Source organism: Neobacillus sp. B24, assembly GCF_055381825.1.
Window position 1 is genome coordinate 3557567 of the sequence record NZ_AP035777.1, and the last position, 17337, is coordinate 3574903.

13 protein-coding genes and 6 tRNA genes are annotated in these 17337 nt (G+C 42.2%); 1 reads left to right on the forward strand and 18 read right to left on the reverse strand.

Annotated features, from left to right (window positions below):
* Positions 1 to 81: 81 nt before the first annotated feature.
* Entirely contained in the window at positions 82 to 1074 is a 993-nt protein-coding gene (locus ACZ43M_RS17420) for a helix-turn-helix transcriptional regulator (RefSeq protein WP_464503803.1), read from the reverse strand.
* Between the two features lie 146 nt (positions 1075 to 1220).
* Between ACZ43M_RS17420 and ACZ43M_RS17425 the strand changes: the two genes are divergently transcribed.
* The gene (locus ACZ43M_RS17425; protein WP_464503804.1) at positions 1221 to 1928 is read left to right on the forward strand and encodes a hypothetical protein; all 708 of its coding nucleotides are present in this window, start codon (positions 1221 to 1223) and stop codon (positions 1926 to 1928) included.
* Positions 1929 to 1966: 38 nt separating this feature from the next.
* On the opposite strand, the gene ACZ43M_RS17430 is transcribed toward ACZ43M_RS17425, so the two are convergent.
* From ACZ43M_RS17430 to ACZ43M_RS17510, 17 genes are all read right to left on the reverse strand, one after another.
* Positions 1967 to 2695, reverse strand: coding sequence for a CBS domain-containing protein (locus ACZ43M_RS17430; protein WP_464503805.1), 729 nt, complete (start codon positions 2693 to 2695; stop codon positions 1967 to 1969).
* A 75-nt stretch (positions 2696 to 2770) separates the two neighbouring features.
* Positions 2771 to 3616 (reverse strand): deoxyribonuclease IV, encoded by an 846-nt coding sequence (locus ACZ43M_RS17435; protein ID WP_464503806.1) that lies wholly within the window; start codon positions 3614 to 3616, stop codon positions 2771 to 2773.
* A gap of 69 nt (positions 3617 to 3685) precedes the next feature.
* Entirely contained in the window at positions 3686 to 5152 is a 1467-nt protein-coding gene (gene dacB / locus ACZ43M_RS17440; protein ID WP_464503807.1) for a D-alanyl-D-alanine carboxypeptidase/D-alanyl-D-alanine endopeptidase, read from the reverse strand.
* An 84-nt stretch (positions 5153 to 5236) separates the two neighbouring features.
* Positions 5237 to 6502 (reverse strand): glycosyl hydrolase family 18 protein, encoded by a 1266-nt coding sequence (locus ACZ43M_RS17445; protein WP_464503808.1) that lies wholly within the window; start codon positions 6500 to 6502, stop codon positions 5237 to 5239.
* Between the two features lie 100 nt (positions 6503 to 6602).
* The gene (locus ACZ43M_RS17450; RefSeq protein WP_464503809.1) at positions 6603 to 9173 is read right to left on the reverse strand and encodes a DEAD/DEAH box helicase; all 2571 of its coding nucleotides are present in this window, start codon (positions 9171 to 9173) and stop codon (positions 6603 to 6605) included.
* An 86-nt stretch (positions 9174 to 9259) separates the two neighbouring features.
* The gene (locus tag ACZ43M_RS17455) at positions 9260 to 9451 is read right to left on the reverse strand and encodes a YbxH family protein (protein ID WP_464508049.1); all 192 of its coding nucleotides are present in this window, start codon (positions 9449 to 9451) and stop codon (positions 9260 to 9262) included.
* 99 nt (positions 9452 to 9550) lie between these two features.
* Complete coding sequence (ppdK, locus tag ACZ43M_RS17460; RefSeq protein WP_464503810.1) at positions 9551 to 12220, reverse strand: pyruvate, phosphate dikinase; 2670 nt, start codon at positions 12218 to 12220, stop codon at positions 9551 to 9553.
* A 4-nt stretch (positions 12221 to 12224) separates the two neighbouring features.
* Positions 12225 to 13040 carry a pyruvate, water dikinase regulatory protein gene (locus ACZ43M_RS17465; RefSeq protein ID WP_464503811.1) on the reverse strand — a complete coding sequence of 272 codons (816 nt, stop codon included), beginning with the start codon at positions 13038 to 13040 and terminating at the stop codon, positions 12225 to 12227.
* Positions 13041 to 13057: 17 nt separating this feature from the next.
* A complete protein-coding gene (locus tag ACZ43M_RS17470; RefSeq protein WP_464503812.1) occupies positions 13058 to 13738 on the reverse strand; it encodes a helix-turn-helix transcriptional regulator in 681 nt (226 codons plus the stop codon).
* Positions 13739 to 13878: 140 nt separating this feature from the next.
* Positions 13879 to 14688 (reverse strand): DNA-formamidopyrimidine glycosylase, encoded by an 810-nt coding sequence (mutM, locus tag ACZ43M_RS17475; RefSeq protein WP_464503813.1) that lies wholly within the window; start codon positions 14686 to 14688, stop codon positions 13879 to 13881.
* Between the two features lie 63 nt (positions 14689 to 14751).
* Positions 14752 to 15507 (reverse strand): NUDIX domain-containing protein, encoded by a 756-nt coding sequence (locus ACZ43M_RS17480; RefSeq protein ID WP_464503814.1) that lies wholly within the window; start codon positions 15505 to 15507, stop codon positions 14752 to 14754.
* A 1243-nt stretch (positions 15508 to 16750) separates the two neighbouring features.
* Positions 16751 to 16821: transfer RNA gene (locus ACZ43M_RS17485), tRNA-Trp, on the reverse strand.
* 3 nt (positions 16822 to 16824) lie between these two features.
* Positions 16825 to 16909: transfer RNA gene (locus tag ACZ43M_RS17490), tRNA-Tyr, on the reverse strand.
* Positions 16910 to 16931: 22 nt separating this feature from the next.
* Positions 16932 to 17021 (reverse strand) — tRNA-Ser (locus ACZ43M_RS17495).
* A gap of 19 nt (positions 17022 to 17040) precedes the next feature.
* A tRNA-Met gene (locus ACZ43M_RS17500) sits at positions 17041 to 17117 on the reverse strand.
* 38 nt (positions 17118 to 17155) lie between these two features.
* Positions 17156 to 17244, reverse strand: a tRNA-Leu gene (locus ACZ43M_RS17505).
* 5 nt (positions 17245 to 17249) lie between these two features.
* Positions 17250 to 17324, reverse strand: a tRNA-Gly gene (locus ACZ43M_RS17510).
* Positions 17325 to 17337: the final 13 nt, after the last annotated feature.

Here is a 17337-nt window from a genome sequence, read left to right on the forward strand (position 1 = left end):
GTTCTTTTATTTCATTATCTCATATTTTCTTCCAGCAGAATCGCCGTTTTTGGCAAAACTAAAAAGGAGATAGGCTCATGCCTAATTCTCCTGATAAATTTGCGACATCCTTTGGATTTCGTTCTTCATCTCTTCCACCAAGTCCTCTGGCTCTAATACTTTCACATCGCTTCCCCAATTAAGCAGCCAGCGAATCAATCCTTCGCTCCGATTCGCTTTTACCCTTAGCTGTCCATATTCGTCGTCGAGTTTTTTCATATTGGCACCTAGGCCAAAGTAATCAATCATCACATTGACGAGGGAATGTTTAAACTTTAGGGTAATCCATTCTTCAGTCCCCGCGTACATGTTAAAGGATTTATTGATGTAATCGGAGATATTAATATCAGCTTTCAAAAAAGAATCCTCGGTACATTCCACATTGCGCATCCGGTCCACCCGAAAGTGACGGAACTTCTTTTCCCCGGTCAGGATGCCTATTAAATAATAGTAATCATTTTTCCAAATAAGTGCATAGGGACTTACCTCATAGTATTCGCCAGTACGGTTTAACACAAATTCCTTGTCAATATTGTATTTGCCATATTGGAAGTTAATCTTCCGGCTTTCGGTAATCGCGGTATTGATTTGATCAATCTCATAGCGCAGCTGTTGATAGGTGCTGCGGATGGAACTTTCGTAATGGGTTGGGTTCGGCAGCATGGCGGCGAGATGCGTGCTCGTTAAGCCCTTTACTTTTTCAATTAACCTCTCTGCCTCTTTTTTGGTGATAAACCTGGCAGACAGGATGGCATTGATTAATAGACGCAATTCATATTGTTCAAACTGTTTATTTTTGTGGCTGTAATACTTCTTTCCGGCTGCTCTTCTGGTAACAAAAATTTCGAAGTTTTGATTGGTTAAATCTTCAATATCCCGCAGTATTGCCCGCTGGTCGACTTCATAATCCCTGCCGAATTCCTTTTTTAATGCTTCAATGATCTGCTCCATTCCAAGCTCATTGGTCTCATCTGTTTCAGCAAAAAGGATTTCTCTTAATTTAAGGAGGCGCTCTCCTCCGGAACGTTTAGCCATTTCCTTCACCCTATATTAAAAAATTGATTCATAACAGTTATTTTCTATTATGTTTTGTATTTATCCTTCATTTTTTTTAAAAGAACATATATTTTAAAAATGCGGATATAATAACGACGATTAACATTGAAGGGATGGGATGTTTGATGTCATTAGAATGGTTTGACCGAGTTAGTAGTGAGTTACAGGATCATCTTGAATCGATTTGTGAAGAATATGATCAGGTTGGACACATGAAGATTGAAAGAGCTGCCAAGCATCCTAGAATTGAATTTTTCGTGGAGACAGCAGATGTCGATACTGAGGAAGTAGACCGGGATTACTTTTGCACCTTGTTCTTTGACCCTCAGAATGAAGAGTTTTATGTTGACAGTTTTGATGCTGACAGCGGGCACACTGCTAAGATTATCCTTTCTGATATTGAAGAAATTATCGACGAAGTCCACGAAAGCCTTCATGATTATATGAACGACGATGACCACTATACCGATGATGGCGTTTACCTGCAGTTTGATGTGGATTGTGATGATGAGGATTTAATAGAAGAGGAAGATGAATATTACGAAGGTGAACAAGCCGACAGCGATGATATTTTTCAAGAAATTGAAGTTGAGTGGTCGACTCCGGAAGTCACAGCCTTTAAGCATGAGGATGAAGTGGAGGTCACCTATCAGTTTGGTGTTGTAGAGGAAACGGGCGATGGTGTCCTGAAGCGCGTAAATCGAATTTGGACAACAGACGATGAACTGATTAAGGACGAATCCCATTTTATTTTCAGCAAAGAAGAAGCAAGCACAATTATCGCCATGATTGCCAGTCATATGGATCAACTCAGCGACTTTGATTTTGAATAAGTGGAAAAGGAGCATGCCTTGGTATGCTCCTTCTTGATTTAATCCATCGTATAATCGATTTGAATAAGATCCCAAGGTGTAATGATGCCAAGCGGCCTTTCATCGGCACGGCCATTCTCAGTAATAATGACCGCCTCTAATTTGGATTTCTTTTTATGGGCTCTTTCAAAAATATTTTCTACATCGAAGATATTAATCTCCTTTGAGATAAAGTCGACTCGATAATTTTTTTCATAGCCCATGATATCGCCAACCTTGATATCTGACAGGTTTACGATGCTGTTCTCCATATTTTGGGCCATCCATTTCACAATGGAACCCGCAGTTAACAAACCTTGGCATGTTTTGTTCTTGTAAACTGGGAACTTCGAATAGCCGTGGTCTTTGATGGCTGCCGTCACTTTTAAAATGCTGTCGTTGTAATCAAAGTGAACAACATTTTTTGTGGCAATGGTTAGGGCATAGTTTGGCTGGCTTAGGATATTGGCAATTTTCTCTATATGATTGACAACTTTTGCATTAGGCTCAGCAATATAAAACCCGACCTCCATCTTTTCATGGACAATCGCATTTCTCAGTCTGGCATATTGCTCCAAGTCCTTCTTGAATGTCTCTATTACCTGGTACTTCTTCGCGCCGACCTTTACGAGTACGACAAATCTTTCATCATTGATTTGAACAATGTCCCTTAAGGCATCATGTACCTGGTTATAGGCCACTTCAAACCTTTCTGAAAGTTGTAGTGAATTTTTATTTCCCGCCTTCATATCTATTCTCCCATTTATTTGCTAGTATCTTTCTCTATTATATATTGATTTATTAGGTAAAAAGCAATAAAAAAACTAGCAGCCCTCGCCCCACTTTTTCTTTAACATCTCAATCTCCCTCAGATGGCTTATTCCTTCATCGTCCGGAGTTTCAAGTATTAGCGGAATTCCATTTAAAATGGGGGATGTGACAAGGCTTTTTAAATCTTCATCGTTAATCAATCCATTATTGCTGAAAATGTTGGCGTGGCGATCCTTTTTAGAGCCTGCCGGGTATTTGGAGTTGTTTAAATGGATTACCTTTAAATCCTCGAAATAATCCAGTTCCTTTCCTTTTTCGAAAAATAGCTCTGTACGATCGCCGGACCATAACCCGCTGGCAAACGCGTGGCAGGTGTCGAGGCAGAAACCAATTTTCTCGGGATACTCACATAAATTGCGAATTTGGACCAGTTCCTCTAGTGTTGTTCCAAGCGCCCCTTTTGTTCCTGCATTATTTTCTATCAGCAATAAACTGCCCCCGTCCCATTGACTCAAGACACTGTTTAAAATGTGCAGCATTAAATGATAGCTTGCCAATGGGTCCGTTTTACTGATTTGACTTCCGTAATGCACGACCACTCCTATTGACCCACAAGCGTCGGCAATTTCTAAATCATTGAGTAGTGAAGATATCGTCAGTTCTTCCTTTTCTTTTTCAGGGGTTAGGCTTGTCGAGTAGGGTGTATGGGCAACAGAATGCAGCCCATGCTCTTCACAGTATTCTTTACAGCTTTCTGCTTCTCCTCGGTCGAAATCTTTTACAGTAAGGCTTCTCGGATTTTTCGGAAAATATTGAAAGGCGGATGCCTTATTGGCAACCGCCCGTTTTGCAGCACCTAAGTAACCGTTTCTAATGCTTACATGACTGCCAAAAATCATTTTCGTTCACCGTCCTCATTCATATCTATAGCGTTAGCGGAATGAAAAAAACTATTCAGGACCCCTCTGCTAGTCATGCTTAGCTATAATCGAAACGATTTTGTCCTCGACTTTTTTACCCTGATCTTCATCCAAAAGATTATTTAATAGTATCGAGAAGATTAAGGATTCTCCGCTTTTTGTCGTAACATACCCTGATAACGAACTGACTGTGGTGAGGGTTCCTGTTTTTGCTTTGACCTTTCCTGCAACATCAGCCGTTTTCATCCGATATCGTAACGAGCCGCCTGTCATTTTTTCCGGTGCCCCGCTGACTGGAAGAGAATTTAAGTAGGAAGGAAACCATTTTTCCTTTTGGACCGCAAATAATAACTGGGAAATCTGGTTTGCCGGAATACTGGTGACATGAGAGACGCCGGAGCCGTCGCGAAGGACCAAAGTTTGTGTATTAACACCGAACTTAGCCACTTCCGTATTGAGCACTTCCAAGCCCTTTTCCCAGCTGCCATCCCCTTTCATTACTTTCCCCATTTCCTTTACTAGTACTTCGGCATGTACATTGTTACTTAGTTTCATAAACGGCACAACCAGCTGTGACAACGGCATAGAGTGATGGGTCGTTAAAACCGTTGCGCTGTCAGGCACCGAACCACGTTTCATTTTCCCAGAAACTTTGATCCCGTGTTCTGCCAGTGATTGTTTAAAAAGTGCCAAGGCATAAAGCGTAGGTTCCCAGACACCAACCCATTCTTTTTTCGACTTTGCATTTACTGGTAAGTTGCCATCTACTACGATGGTGTTTTTTGCGTGTTTGCGTTGAATGGTGAGATCCTTTTTATCTTTTGCTCCAGCTGTTACCCCATGATTAATGACTTTTACATAGCTGGTTTTTGGCATTAATTCTACCTTTAGCTTATCGCCCTGTTTTTCACCGGGCTTGACCACAACTTCGACAGCTCCCGCATCATAGTCTATTGTTGGTGCTGCGGATAAGGCGGAAATTTGGGCCCCAAAATACGTCGTTTCATCGCTCCAAGGCAAATCAAGTGAATAGCGGATATCATCATACCAAAAGTCATCACCAATTAAATTTCCTTTTACCCTTTTGATGCCTTGCTTCTGAAGTTGAGCCGCCAGTTTATCAAAATCTGATTTTAATAGCGTTGGATCACCTTTTCCTTTCAAATAAAGATTCCCTTGCACTGTTTTCTTTTTCACAGGACCGTCCGCATGAACTTCTGTTGTAAATATATAACTCTCGCCTAAAACATTTAGGGCCGCAGCAGCCGTCAATAGCTTCATATTGGAGGCCGGCCGCAGCCGGACATCACCATTATGCTGATAAATGATATGGCCGTCTGCGGCAGAGCGAATACTGATGCCAGCGATAGCCCCTTGCACATCTTTAGAGTTATTCAAAATTTGATTGATTTGTTTTTCCATTACGGACTGTTCTGCACTTACTACAGCATTGGGAAATATGTATGGTATGACAGTAAAAAGAGCGATAAAGCTATACAAAACTCTTATAAACAAACAGCATTCCAACCTTTCTTTTTCTTAGAGTTTGTCCAAATCCAGACAAAAATAAGTTAAAGAATGAAAATGGGACAAACACTTTTATTTTTTAATAATAGAAACCGAATCCTTTAAATAGAACCAGTTCTGCGGTGCAGGGAGGCTTATTTGCCAAAAAGTCGTACCTGCTATTTGGTACAGGTCAATCAAGCGATACTTTTCAAGATAACTCCGAATATCTTCAAACCAGGTAATATGTTTGACCTTTCCTTGCCAATAGTTGTACCAAGGTGATTGCGCGGATAGATCGAAGTGAATGATGGTGCCTTTCGAAATGGCTTGATTTTGAGCAGCCAGTACGGACAATCCAGTAGTAGTATTAAGCCCAACTACTTTATCATATCCATATAAAGCCATGGCCATTTGCATTTTTTGCCGCGGAATTTGTGTAAGGGAATATTGGATAACACTTTCCACCCAAGTAATTGGCGCTATTGGGTCCGGAGGTCCGCCAGGGTAACCATAATCAATCGTCATGACGGCGACGATATCTGCCGCGCTCCCGATGGCTTTGTAATCGTATGCGCCGATAATCGGATTGGTGGGGATATCCTCTGTTTTCGCATGAACATTTACATGTAGAATCAAGTTTCCTAATTCCGTTTTTAAATCATTTAAAAATACAACAAAATCTTGGCGCCTTGGTGGTGGAATAAATTCAAAATCTATACTCACGCCTGCAAAGCCCCTTTGTTTGGTGAGGTTGGCAATACTGACTGCCAAGTTTCGCCGGAAGGTCGGATTTGCCAGCACATTGCCGACTAGTTCTGGACTAAACTTTCCGTTTACAAAATTGCGAATCATCAATAAAGGGGCGATGTTTAATTGTTTGCTTCGGGCAACCAGTTCTGTATCCTCTATTTCATTATAGGCAAAGCCCTCTTCGGTAAATGAGTAGGCAACAATGGATAAAAAGGTCAATTGAGCAGCTATCGATTCCAATATGGCCGGAACACTGCCATCAGTAGGAGGTATAATAAAGCCAAGGGTATTTATTTGTAATTTAAGCGGTGTTGGAATGTTCAGGATTTGTCCAATGGTGAGGCTGTTAGGATTAATACCGGGGTTTGCAGCAAGTATGGCTGAGGAAGAAGTTTGAAACTGCTGGGCAATTTGCCAAATTTGGTCACCGGCTTTAATTCGATACGGTCGTATTCGCTGGGTAGTATCAGGCAGATAAAGAGCGAGCCCTGGGATTACAGCTGCAGAATTCAGTCCATTCAAAGTGATAATCGTTTGGATTGGAACACCAGTCTGATTGGAAATCTCCCATAGATTTTCTCCAGGAAGCACCACATGTATAGCCATATAACCCCTCCTTTTTTACCATCATATGGGCATATGGTTAGAATATACATATCTAAAAAACAATTAATTAAGGCTCCGATCACGGAGCCCATTAAATACCTTATTCATCTCCCCAATATTTCTTGAACCGAGTCCGATAGCAGGCATCACAGGTCGGAAACGGGTGGTCCCATGGAAGATTTTTTCCGCAGTTTTTGCACCTTTTTACAAATTTCTTAATATCGGTTTTCAGCCGGTCCTGGACCTTATCGCTGATTTCCTCTCGCAGCCGCTCCCAATAAATGGCTTCTGTCCCCTGCCCCAACCGATATAAAAACAACAGATGCAGCCCAATCGCTTTATAGGTTAGTTCTAGATCCTCAAGGCTCCGTTCCTTCACAATCGGTTCAGGCAGTTCCTGTCCCCCAATAACCGCATACATCGTATCTTCCCATTGCTGGATTAGCGCCTGTTCATTTTTTGAAAATGGCAGATGCAAGAACCCATACAAATCAGTCAGTGCAAGCCGTGCTTCGATTTCCGTTCCGGCAATTTTTTTATAAAGCGAACGTTCCTCTGATAGGGACGCTTTCTTCGTGCCTTTGGGACTTTCAAACTTCTCCCACAGTTCAAAAAAAGTACCCAAGTCATGGTAATACCGTTGAAACCGTTCAAAAACAGAATTGGTCGGAGCAATCGCAAACGTTTGAACAGGACGATCCTCCTGCATCAATAAACTCTTCATCTTCTTAATATCATTCGTAAACGCTACCTTGCCGACATCATAAATTCCCTTCCGTCCGGCACGGCCGGCAATTTGCTTCACCTCCTGTGAGGTTAACAGGCGCCTTCTCGTACCATCAAATTTCTCGTTTTCCAAAAACACGATTCGCCGGATTGGCAAATTCAAGCCCATCCCGATTGCATCTGTGGCAACAATGACCTTTGTTTTGCCTTCATTAAACTGCTGGATTTGCTTCTTTCTTGTTTCCGGGGGCATACTACCGTAAATCATGCTGGCGGAGTGACCATCATTTTGCAGCCGGGAAGCCATTTCCAGCACCCGCCTGCGCGAAAAGCAAATCAGTGCATCTCCCTTTTTTACATGTTTGATATCAAACTTCCTCGACTCTACCTCAAGCGGAGTATCACGGGTATACTCGTTCACCTCAATATCCGCATTACCCAAAAGCTCGAGCAGCATTTCCTTTGAATTCCGGCTGCCAATGATATGAACTTCTTCGGCATTCGCTTTCGTAATAGCCTTATACCATGAAAAGCCACGGTCTTTGTCGGTAATCATCTGTGCCTCATCAATGACAACGACTTCATAATATTCTTTCTCATGGAACATCTCGACGGTACAGGAAATATGACTGGCACCCTGAACAATCTTTTCCTCTTCACCCGTTTTCAACGAACAAGGCGTACCTTCAGCATTCAACTTGTCATACACCTCTAGGGCGAGCAGCCTTAATGGGGCCAAATAAATCCCGCTGTCAGCCTGTTTCATTCTTTCAAGCGAGTGAAAGGTTTTTCCTGTATTGGTTTCACCAATATGAAGCACATAACTAATCTTTCGTTTGAAAGAAGGGTCGTACTCCTGGCCGAAAATTTCCTGCATGATTCGCTCTTCTTCGGCTTTTTTTCGCTCCAGTTCTGCCAATTCTTCGGCCACTTTTCTTTCTCGTTCCCGTAAATCCCTTTCAAAAATCTCACGATGGGCAGCTTCATCAAACGGAACATCGACCAGTTTTAATAAATCGTCAACATATTCTTCTTGAATATCCTCGATAAAATAACCAACTAAATCATACAATAGCTCGCCAATACTCCCTTTTACAAAAGAAGGCGAGATCTCTTCATGAAAGGTTTCAAAAAATTCACCTGCTGCTTTCCCAGGCAGTTCCTTCAGGACCATTTCGGGAATCAATTCTGATATGTAATCGTATATTAAGCTTTCATAAACATAATAATAGGTCTCATATTCGTATAAATGGCGGCCCCAATTTGGAATTTGATGTATATCACCCGTCAGTTCTTCTAAAAAATCCGCCACCGAAACATAGGAAGAAGGATTAAATGCCCCTTCTTTAACGAGTTTTTCCTCCAATGCGGCCGGATCCACTGTTTGATATTTTATTTGATTTTCAAGGTCTGCTGCCAATTGCTTAGCTACAAATTGGCGGACATATAGATAATACAGTTCATATTTTTCTTCAATGATACCTGCTGCTGCCTCTTCAATTTCAGCACTGATAGCAGCTTGTTTCTCTTCTTTCTCTTTTTGTTGTTCCCTTTGAACAAAGTTCTCCTTCGCCTGCTGATACAGGGTTGTCCATTTTTCCTCCTGACCTTCAAAGGTTTCCCGAACCCAGGACATGACATCAAATGGCTGGTACAATCTCATCTCATCGCGAAATAGTTTATTAATTAACTTACGGTCAACACCATGAACCTCATAGTCCCGCTCACTTAAAAATTGCTTTTTTTCATTCCTTGGCACATCATTGGTCGATTTATTCAGCCATACATTAATCCAGATTTGCTCAATATAATGACTGCGATCTATCAGGTATTGTTCAAAAGTTGGCACTGACTCCTTATATTCCAAATACCGGTCAATATCATGATAGATTTTCATTTTGGTTTGTTCAATGGCCTGAGGGTAGATGACAGCAAGTTTACTCATTTATTTTCCTCCAAAAAACCCTTTGAGAATCCTATTCGAATGCAATCTAAATTATCCCATTAATCCCAACATCCAACAAGAGTTGCTTATATATTATGCAGATCACAATACTTGTCCACTAAATCCTCAATCTGGTCCATCTCGGGATACTTCCCCGCAAATTGAAACTTGATTTCTTCGATGAATTCATTCCTATTGTAAACGTGGATGGCTCCATTCTGCCCAATCACACTAAACTCCGGTACAAAGCGAAATCCGCTGCGTTCTATTGCTCCCATCATGAACAACCCCTTTTTTGTTTTATTATTAGCAGAAAACTAAACAACTAATCCAAAGCAAAAAAGGACGGTACCAAAACGGTACCGTCCTATAAAAACTTATGCAGTTGTAAACACTTCCTCTTTGTTCAGCTCATGGCGAATCGTCGCTTGAGCAGCAGCCAAACGCGCAAGCGGTACACGATATGGCGAGCAGCTGACATAATCCAATCCTGTGCGGTAGCAGAAATCAATTGAATTCTTTTCGCCGCCATGCTCACCACAAATACCTGTCTTCAAGGACGGTTTGGTAGAACGGCCCAGCTTCACGCCTGTTTCCACTAATTTACCCACACCGTCTTGATCAAGTACAGCAAACGGATTTTCAGGCAAGACTTTGTTTTCGATGTAAGCCTGCAGGAATTTTCCTTCTGCATCATCACGGCTGTAGCCGAAAGTTGTTTGGGTTAAGTCATTCGTTCCAAATGAGAAGAAGTCGGCTTCTTCTGCAATTTGGTCAGCGGTTAAGGCGGCACGTGGAATTTCAATCATCGTTCCAATGGTATACTCGAAGCTTCTGCCTGTTTCCTCTTGGACAAGAAGGGCAGAATCAATGACCAACTGGCGCATTTGCTTGAGCTCATTGACATGACCAACAAGTGGAATCATGATTTCCGGCTTAACTTCCATACCCTTTTCAGCCACCTTTGCGGCAGCATAGAAGATTGCTTTTGCCTGCATTTCATAAATTTCCGGATAAATCATTCCTAAACGGCAGCCGCGGTGGCCTAGCATCGGGTTGAACTCATCTAATTGGCGAACCTTTTTCAGCAATAATTCTTTTTCCTTCAATTGTTCACATTCTGGATTCAGGATTTGCAGTTTTGTCACTTCAACTAACAACTCTTCCTTATTCGGCAGGAACTCGTGAAGCGGCGGGTCAAGCAAACGAATTGTTACTGGCAGCCCTTGCATCGCTTCAAAGATGCCTTCAAAGTCACCTTGCTGCATCGGCAGAAGCTGCTGGAGTGCTTCCATCCTTTCACTATAGCTTTCTGCTAGTATCATTTTTTGGACAATTGGAATTCGCTTAAGATCCATGAACATATGCTCGGTCCGGCACAACCCGATGCCGCCTGCACCAAATTCAAAGGATTTCTTGGCATCTTCCGGATTATCAGCATTGGCACGGACGCCGATTTTCCGTTCTTGGTCGGCCCAGGCAAGCAGCTGCTGGAACTCATCAGAAAGTTCCGGGTCAATCATCGGAATTTCGCCAAGCATGATTTCACCGGTTGCACCATCAATTGTGATAATATCACCATATTTCACCACAATATCGCCAACGGTAAATTGTTTCGCCTTCATATCAATCTTCATCGCTTCACAGCCGCAAATGCAGGCTTTTCCCATCCCGCGGGCAACAACGGCAGCGTGGCTTGTCATGCCGCCTCTGCTGGTTAAGATTGCTTGGGAAGCGACCATGCCGTGAATATCATCTGGTGTTGTTTCAGGCGAAACAAGAATAACCTTTTTACCTTCATTGCCAAGCTGCTCGGCCTCATCTGCTTCAAATACAACTTGACCGGTTGCGGCACCAGGTGAGGCCGGGAGCCCTTTAGCAATCACTCTTTTTTCAGCCTTTTCATCAATCCGGCGATGGAGCAGCTGATTCAACTGGTCTGGATCAACACGCATAAGCGCTGTCTTTTTATCAATAATACCTTCCTTCACCATCTCAACAGCAATGCGAATTGCTGCTTGAGCCGTGCGCTTACCGTTACGGGTTTGCAGAATGAACAGCTTGCCGCGCTCAACGGTAAACTCGATGTCCTGCATTTCTTTGTAATGCCCTTCAAGGCGCTTGCAAGTATCGGAAAATTGCTGGAATACACCCGGCATCTCTTCCTTAAGCGCAGCAATTGGCTGTGGTGTCCGAATACCTGCAACAACATCTTCTCCTTGTGCATTAATTAAATACTCCCCGTATAGGACATGCTCCCCAGTGGACGGATTTCTTGTAAACGCAACACCAGTACCGGAATCATCACCCATGTTGCCAAAAACCATGCTTTGGACATTCACTGCTGTTCCCAAATGGTCCGGAATTTTATTCAGGCGGCGGTAGACAATCGCACGCTGGTTATTCCATGAGTTAAATACGGCGTTAATCGCAAGGAAAAGCTGTTCTTTTGGATCCTGTGGGAAGTCCTTCCTCGTATGCTTTTTGACGATTCCTTTATAACCAGCAATCACTTCCTGCCAGTCTTCTGCTGTCATTTCAGGATCAGAGGAATATCCCTTATGCTCGCGAGTTTCTTCTAAAAATTGCTCGAAGTAGAACGTATCAATTTCCAGCACAACATTGCTAAACATTTGAATAAACCGACGGTAGGAATCGAATGCAAACCGGGCGTTATTCGTTAATCGAGCCAACCCGACAACGGTTTCATCATTCATGCCTAGGTTTAGAATCGTATCCATCATACCAGGCATAGAAAAAACGGAGCCCGAACGAACAGATACCAATAATGGATTTTGTGGGTCCCCTAGCTTTTTACCCATCTTTTCTTCTAACTTGGCAAGCGCTTCAAGCGTCTGGTTTTCTACTAAACTTGGAATTGTTTTGCCAGATTCATAGTACGCATTACAAGCTTGAGTCGTAATCGTAAAACCATAAGGAACCGGCAGCCCAATCCTTGTCATTTCTGCGAGATTTGCTCCCTTTCCGCCTAATAATTCTTTCATATTGCCGTTGCCTTCATGAAATAAATATACGAATTTCTCCATGGTTTTAAAAGCTCCTCTCTTTTTTCAACACATCTAGAATTAAGCCAGCCGTCTCTTCGACTGCTTTATTGGAGACATCAATCACTGGACAGCCTACCCGTTTCATGATTTTTTCTGCATAATCCAATTCATCCAGGATCCTTTGAAAACTAGCATAGCTTGCTTGCGAAGCCAATCCTAAAGCCTTTAGACGCTCTTTGCGGATTTCATTCAACTTATCTGGTGAAATGATTAACCCGATGCAATTTTTCCTCGGAATTTTAAACAATTCATCCGGTGGAGGCACTTCCGGAACGAGTGGAACATTGGCCACTTTAAAACGCTTATGCGCTAGATACATCGACAGCGGTGTCTTAGAGGTCCGTGAAACGCCAATTAAAACAATGTCGGCCTTTGTTATCCCGCGAGGGTCGCGGCCGTCATCGTATTTAACAGCAAATTCAATCGCTTCGATTTTTCGAAAATATTCCTCGTCCAATTTTCTCATCAGACCTGGACGGTGATGCGGCTGCTTGTTAAACCTGGCCGTAAAGGCATTCATTAACGGACTGAGCAAATCGATTGCCATAATTCCCTCTTCTTCAGCGCGCATGTCAAGATATTCCTTTAAAGCCGGGATAACGATGGTATAGGCAATAATGGATTGTTCCCGCTTGGCTAAAATAATGACATCTTCTATATCCTCAATATCATCCACATAGGAATTTCGACGAATGTCTACCTGCCCGCCATTAAATTGTGTGGCAACAGCTTTTACAACAAACTCGGCGGTTTCGCCGACTGAATCGGAAACCACATAGACGACTTCTTTCTGTACCAAAATCGCAGCAACTCCCTTTAGATTGAGTTCTCATCCATAAATTCTACATATGCACGCGTGATTGTTGTTTTTGTGATCCGTCCCAACAGCAAATATGTATTGCCTTGGTCCTCCGTCTCCTTGACGACAGGTAAGGAATCAATATGATAGGTAATCATTTTTTTTGCTGCTTCCAGCAGGGTTTCATTAGGGTGAATCGTGATAATATTCGGCATTCTTGTCATGATGACACTAACCGGAAGTTCTTGAAGATTTTTGTTTCCCATTGCTGCTCTTAGCAAATCTTTTCTTGAAATCACCCCTGCAAGACGGCCTTCCGAATCAACAGCATAAAGTGTTCCTACGTCTTCCAGGAATAATTGAACAATGGCGTTATAGACAGATGTTGACTTTTCTACAACAATTGGGTGTGCCTTAAAGTCGTACACTTTTTGCTGGATAAACTTTTTAGCCTTCTGTTTCACTGCCAATTTATCATTAAAAAAATATCCCACACGAGGCCTGGCATCTAAATTGCCCGACATTGTCAAAATGGCAAGGTCCGGCCTTAACGCAGCCCTCGTCACCGAAAGTTTCTCGGCAATTTCTTTCCCGGTTATTGGTCCATTTTGTTTTACAATCTGGAGGATTTCATCCTGACGCTTACTAAGTTTAATGATTGACACCCCCTTTAACACAATAAATATGTTACATATCATTAAATGTGCTATACTTATTTGTATATAGTATATTACATATGTACAAAATCGGAAACAATAAATTTTGACAAAATAATAAACTATTAATTCTGAAAATTCATTTTAAAAAGAAACCTCGCCTCATTAGACGAGATTCCTTTTTACTTTTGACAGTTTGGACAATAGTAGGTTTTCCTAGAGGAAATTGTCTCCATAACAATTGTTGCCCCGCACCTTTTACAGCTTTCCCCTTCACGATCGTATACTTTGCGTACTGGATAAAAGCCGCCTGTTTTGTTATCCCCTTTAAAAAGCGGATTTTCCATATAGCCTCCATAACTAATGGCATCAGGCAGAACTTGTTTTATGGATTGATACAGTAGGAGACGATCATTTTCACTTAAGTCATCAATGTCTTTTGTTGGCAGTATGCCAGCATGGAAGCATATTTCTGCCGAGTAGCAATTTCCGATTCCGGCAATAAAATCTTGGTCAAGAAGAGCGGTTTTTAACCTTCCGTGCTTTGCAGATATTCTTTTTAAAAAATCACCCTCGGTAAAATCACGTTGTAATGGCTCTGGCCCCAGGTGACCCAGTTTCTCTTCTGCTTCTACATTCCGATAAAGATGAAGATAACCCAGCCGCAAGCCTATAAAATAAAGATGCTCATTACCAAAGGAAAGCTGAACCTGAATCGTTCGTTTTGGTTTGTCTTCCTCAGTGCCATAGTACATCCAGCCGCCTAACATTAAATGCAGCAACAGCACATGACCATTTTGAAGCTGAAACAATAAATGCTTTCCTCGTCTGTTAATATTGATAATATTTTGATGAAGTACTGTTTTTCTAAATAGCTCGGGATTCAAATTAACTGATTTTTCCCGGTTAATTTGAATATCCGTGACCGAGCGGCCAGCAATTTTTTGATTCAACAGCAATTTATAATTTTCCATTTCCGGCAGTTCAGGCAAGAAGACTCCCCCCAACGTTTTTTCTTAGTTTCACCTAACTGGGGGTTTTCATGAAATTTGTGTTTATTTCCCTTGGAAACGTTCTATAAGTTCATAGGGACGGATTTTAAATGATTCATATGGTGCATACATTCCATTCATACCATCTAATACTCGCGGAACAAACTTTCCTCGTTTGATATAGTGTGACACATTTGTAGGATTAAGTTTAACAAATTGAACTTCTTTGGTTTCGTTAGACGTTGTCAGGTTTCCGCCGATACATTTCCCTCGGAAGACAATTGAAATGGTATTTCCATTTGAATAAACACCTGTTACACCAATTAACTTTACCACTATACCAGTCTCCTCAAAAATCTCCCGATACAATGCCCTGTCTAAGGTTTCTCCCTCATCCACCCCACCGCCAGGCAGTTCCCATGTATCATCTCTCCAGTAGGTTTTAACCAATAAGGTTTCCTCGTTCTCATTTGTGATATAGCCACTGACTGAGACTTGCTGTTTAGCGGGCACAATTGCTCCCAATGAATGTAATTCTTCTGTTTTTTTATCTAAAAAATGCTTGGCCACTTTTTGTAACTGTTCTTTCATTTGTTGGTACATTTGATCTTGTAAGACTCTCTTGGTAATACTCTCGTATTCCTGATAACTTGGATACGCCCAAATAATAATGAACTCATTTTTTTGACCTGTCAGCCAGCACCCGATCAGTATTGCTCCATTTTTCAAATGCACCGGAACATAATATTCTTTAAAAAACTCACTGCATTCGTTTTCGGTATTCGGGTGGATCGTGTAGGTTTCTTTTAAATAAAGCAATGGTCTTCCCCTTTTCATAATAAGGTACAAGCACACTTACTCTATCTTATGGATTTCTTTTAGATTTGTTCCTTTGGAAATGAATAGAGCGTATTGAGGGGGAAAATTTGAGGTTACGCATCTTATGAACTCTTCATAGAGCGCGTCGGGATGGATGGAGTATCGAGGGGCTGCGCGTCTTATGAGTGCTTCATAGAGCGTGTTGAAGGGGGATATCCAAGGCTACTCGTCTTATGAACGCTTCATAAAGCGCATCGAGGTGGTATATCCTGGGCTTTGCGTCTTATGGCTGCTTCATAGTGCGCGTCAGGATGGATTATGTGGTGCTATGCGTCATATAAATGCTTTATTGAACTCTACGAGGTGGAATATCAGTGACAACGTGTCCCATCATCATTTTTACCGTGGGCTTTGTTTTTGATTGGTACGGCTAAAATCAGGCCTTCTTTTTTACCGTGGGCCTAGATTTTCTGTTGGTACGGGTAAAATCAGGCCTTTATTTTTACCGTAGAGCTGGATTTTCTATTGGTACGGGTAAAATCAGGCCTTCTTTTTTACCGTGGGCCTAGATTTTCTGTTGGTACGGGTAAAATCATGCCTTTATTTTTACCGTAGAGCTGGATTTTCTATTGGTACGGGTAAAATCATGCCTTCTTTTTTACCGCAGACCTGGATTTTCTGTTAGTACGGGTAAAATCAGGCCTTCTTTTTTACCGCGGACCTGGATTTTCTATTGGTACGGGTAAAATCAGGCCTTTATTTTTACCGTAGAGCTGGATTTTCTATTGGTACGGGTAAAATCAGGCCTTCTTTTTTACCGCAGACCTGGATTTTCTATTGGTCCAGGTAAAATCATGTCTTCTTTTTTACCGCAGACCTGGATTTTCTGTTGGTACGGGTAAAATCAGGCCTTTATTTTTACCGTAGAGCTGGATTTTCTATTGGTACGGGTAAAATCACGCCTCTATTTTTACCGCGGAACTGGATTTTCTATTGGTATGGGTAAATACAGCCTTTATTTTCACCGTAGATCTTGATTTTCTAGTGGTACTGGTAAAATCAGGCTATGAACGCCTTATAGAGTGCGACACGAACTAGAATATACGGGCTTTAGTGTCTTATGAACACTTTATAGGACAGCAAAAGGGGTGGTATTTCTAGGATAAGGTTTGTAAAGAATAGTGATCTACCAAAAACAACAAAAACGCCTTTCTCATTGATGAGAAAGACGTATATGTTAGGACAGGGGCAGTAGGAATCGAACCCACACTGAAGGTTTTGGAGACCTTAGTTCTACCTTTAAACTATGCCCCTAAATGGTGGTGGGGGACGGATTCGAACCGCCGAACCCAGAGGGAGCGGATTTACAGTCCGCCGCGTTTAGCCACTTCGCTACCCCACCAGTTTTTAGCATAAAAGAAATACGGAGGAAGAGGGATTCGAACCCCCGCGCGGTTTAACCCGCCTGTCGGTTTTCAAGACCGATCCCTTCAGCCGGACTTGGGTATTCCTCCAATTTACAACTTATAAAGTTGGTAGCGGCGGAGGGGATCGAACCCCCGACCTTACGGGTATGAACCGTACGCTCTAGCCAGCTGAGCTACACCGCCAAATATAATAAATGCTGAGTTATTTCTCGTTAGAGAAATGGTGCCGAGGACCGGAATCGAACCGGTACGGTAGTCACCTACCGCAGGATTTTAAGTCCTGTGCGTCTGCCAGTTCCGCCACCCCGGCAAATATGGAGCGGAAGACGGGATTCGAACCCGCGACCCCCACCTTGGCAAGGTGGTGTTCTACCACTGAACTACTTCCGCAATATCAAATTGA

What these genes read in the sequence shown, in the direction of transcription:
- ACZ43M_RS17430 (WP_464503805.1), bottom strand. Translation starts at nt 2,695, where the DNA reads ATGAAGGCGGGAAATAAAAATTCACTACAACTTTCAGAAAGGTTTGAA.
- ACZ43M_RS17445 (WP_464503808.1), bottom strand. Translation starts at nt 6,502, where the DNA reads ATGGCTATACATGTGGTGCTTCCTGGAGAAAATCTATGGGAGATTTCC.
- ACZ43M_RS17420 (WP_464503803.1), bottom strand. Translation starts at nt 1,074, where the DNA reads ATGGCTAAACGTTCCGGAGGAGAGCGCCTCCTTAAATTAAGAGAAATC.
- ACZ43M_RS17455 (WP_464508049.1), bottom strand. Translation starts at nt 9,451, where the DNA reads ATGGGAGCAATAGAACGCAGCGGATTTCGCTTTGTACCGGAGTTTAGT.
- ACZ43M_RS17470 (WP_464503812.1), bottom strand. Translation starts at nt 13,738, where the DNA reads ATGATATGTAACATATTTATTGTGTTAAAGGGGGTGTCAATCATTAAA.
- ppdK (WP_464503810.1), bottom strand. Translation starts at nt 12,220, where the DNA reads ATGGAGAAATTCGTATATTTATTTCATGAAGGCAACGGCAATATGAAA.
- ACZ43M_RS17435 (WP_464503806.1), bottom strand. Translation starts at nt 3,616, where the DNA reads ATGATTTTTGGCAGTCATGTAAGCATTAGAAACGGTTACTTAGGTGCT.
- ACZ43M_RS17425 (WP_464503804.1), top strand. Translation starts at nt 1,221, where the DNA reads ATGTCATTAGAATGGTTTGACCGAGTTAGTAGTGAGTTACAGGATCAT.
- ACZ43M_RS17450 (WP_464503809.1), bottom strand. Translation starts at nt 9,173, where the DNA reads ATGAGTAAACTTGCTGTCATCTACCCTCAGGCCATTGAACAAACCAAA.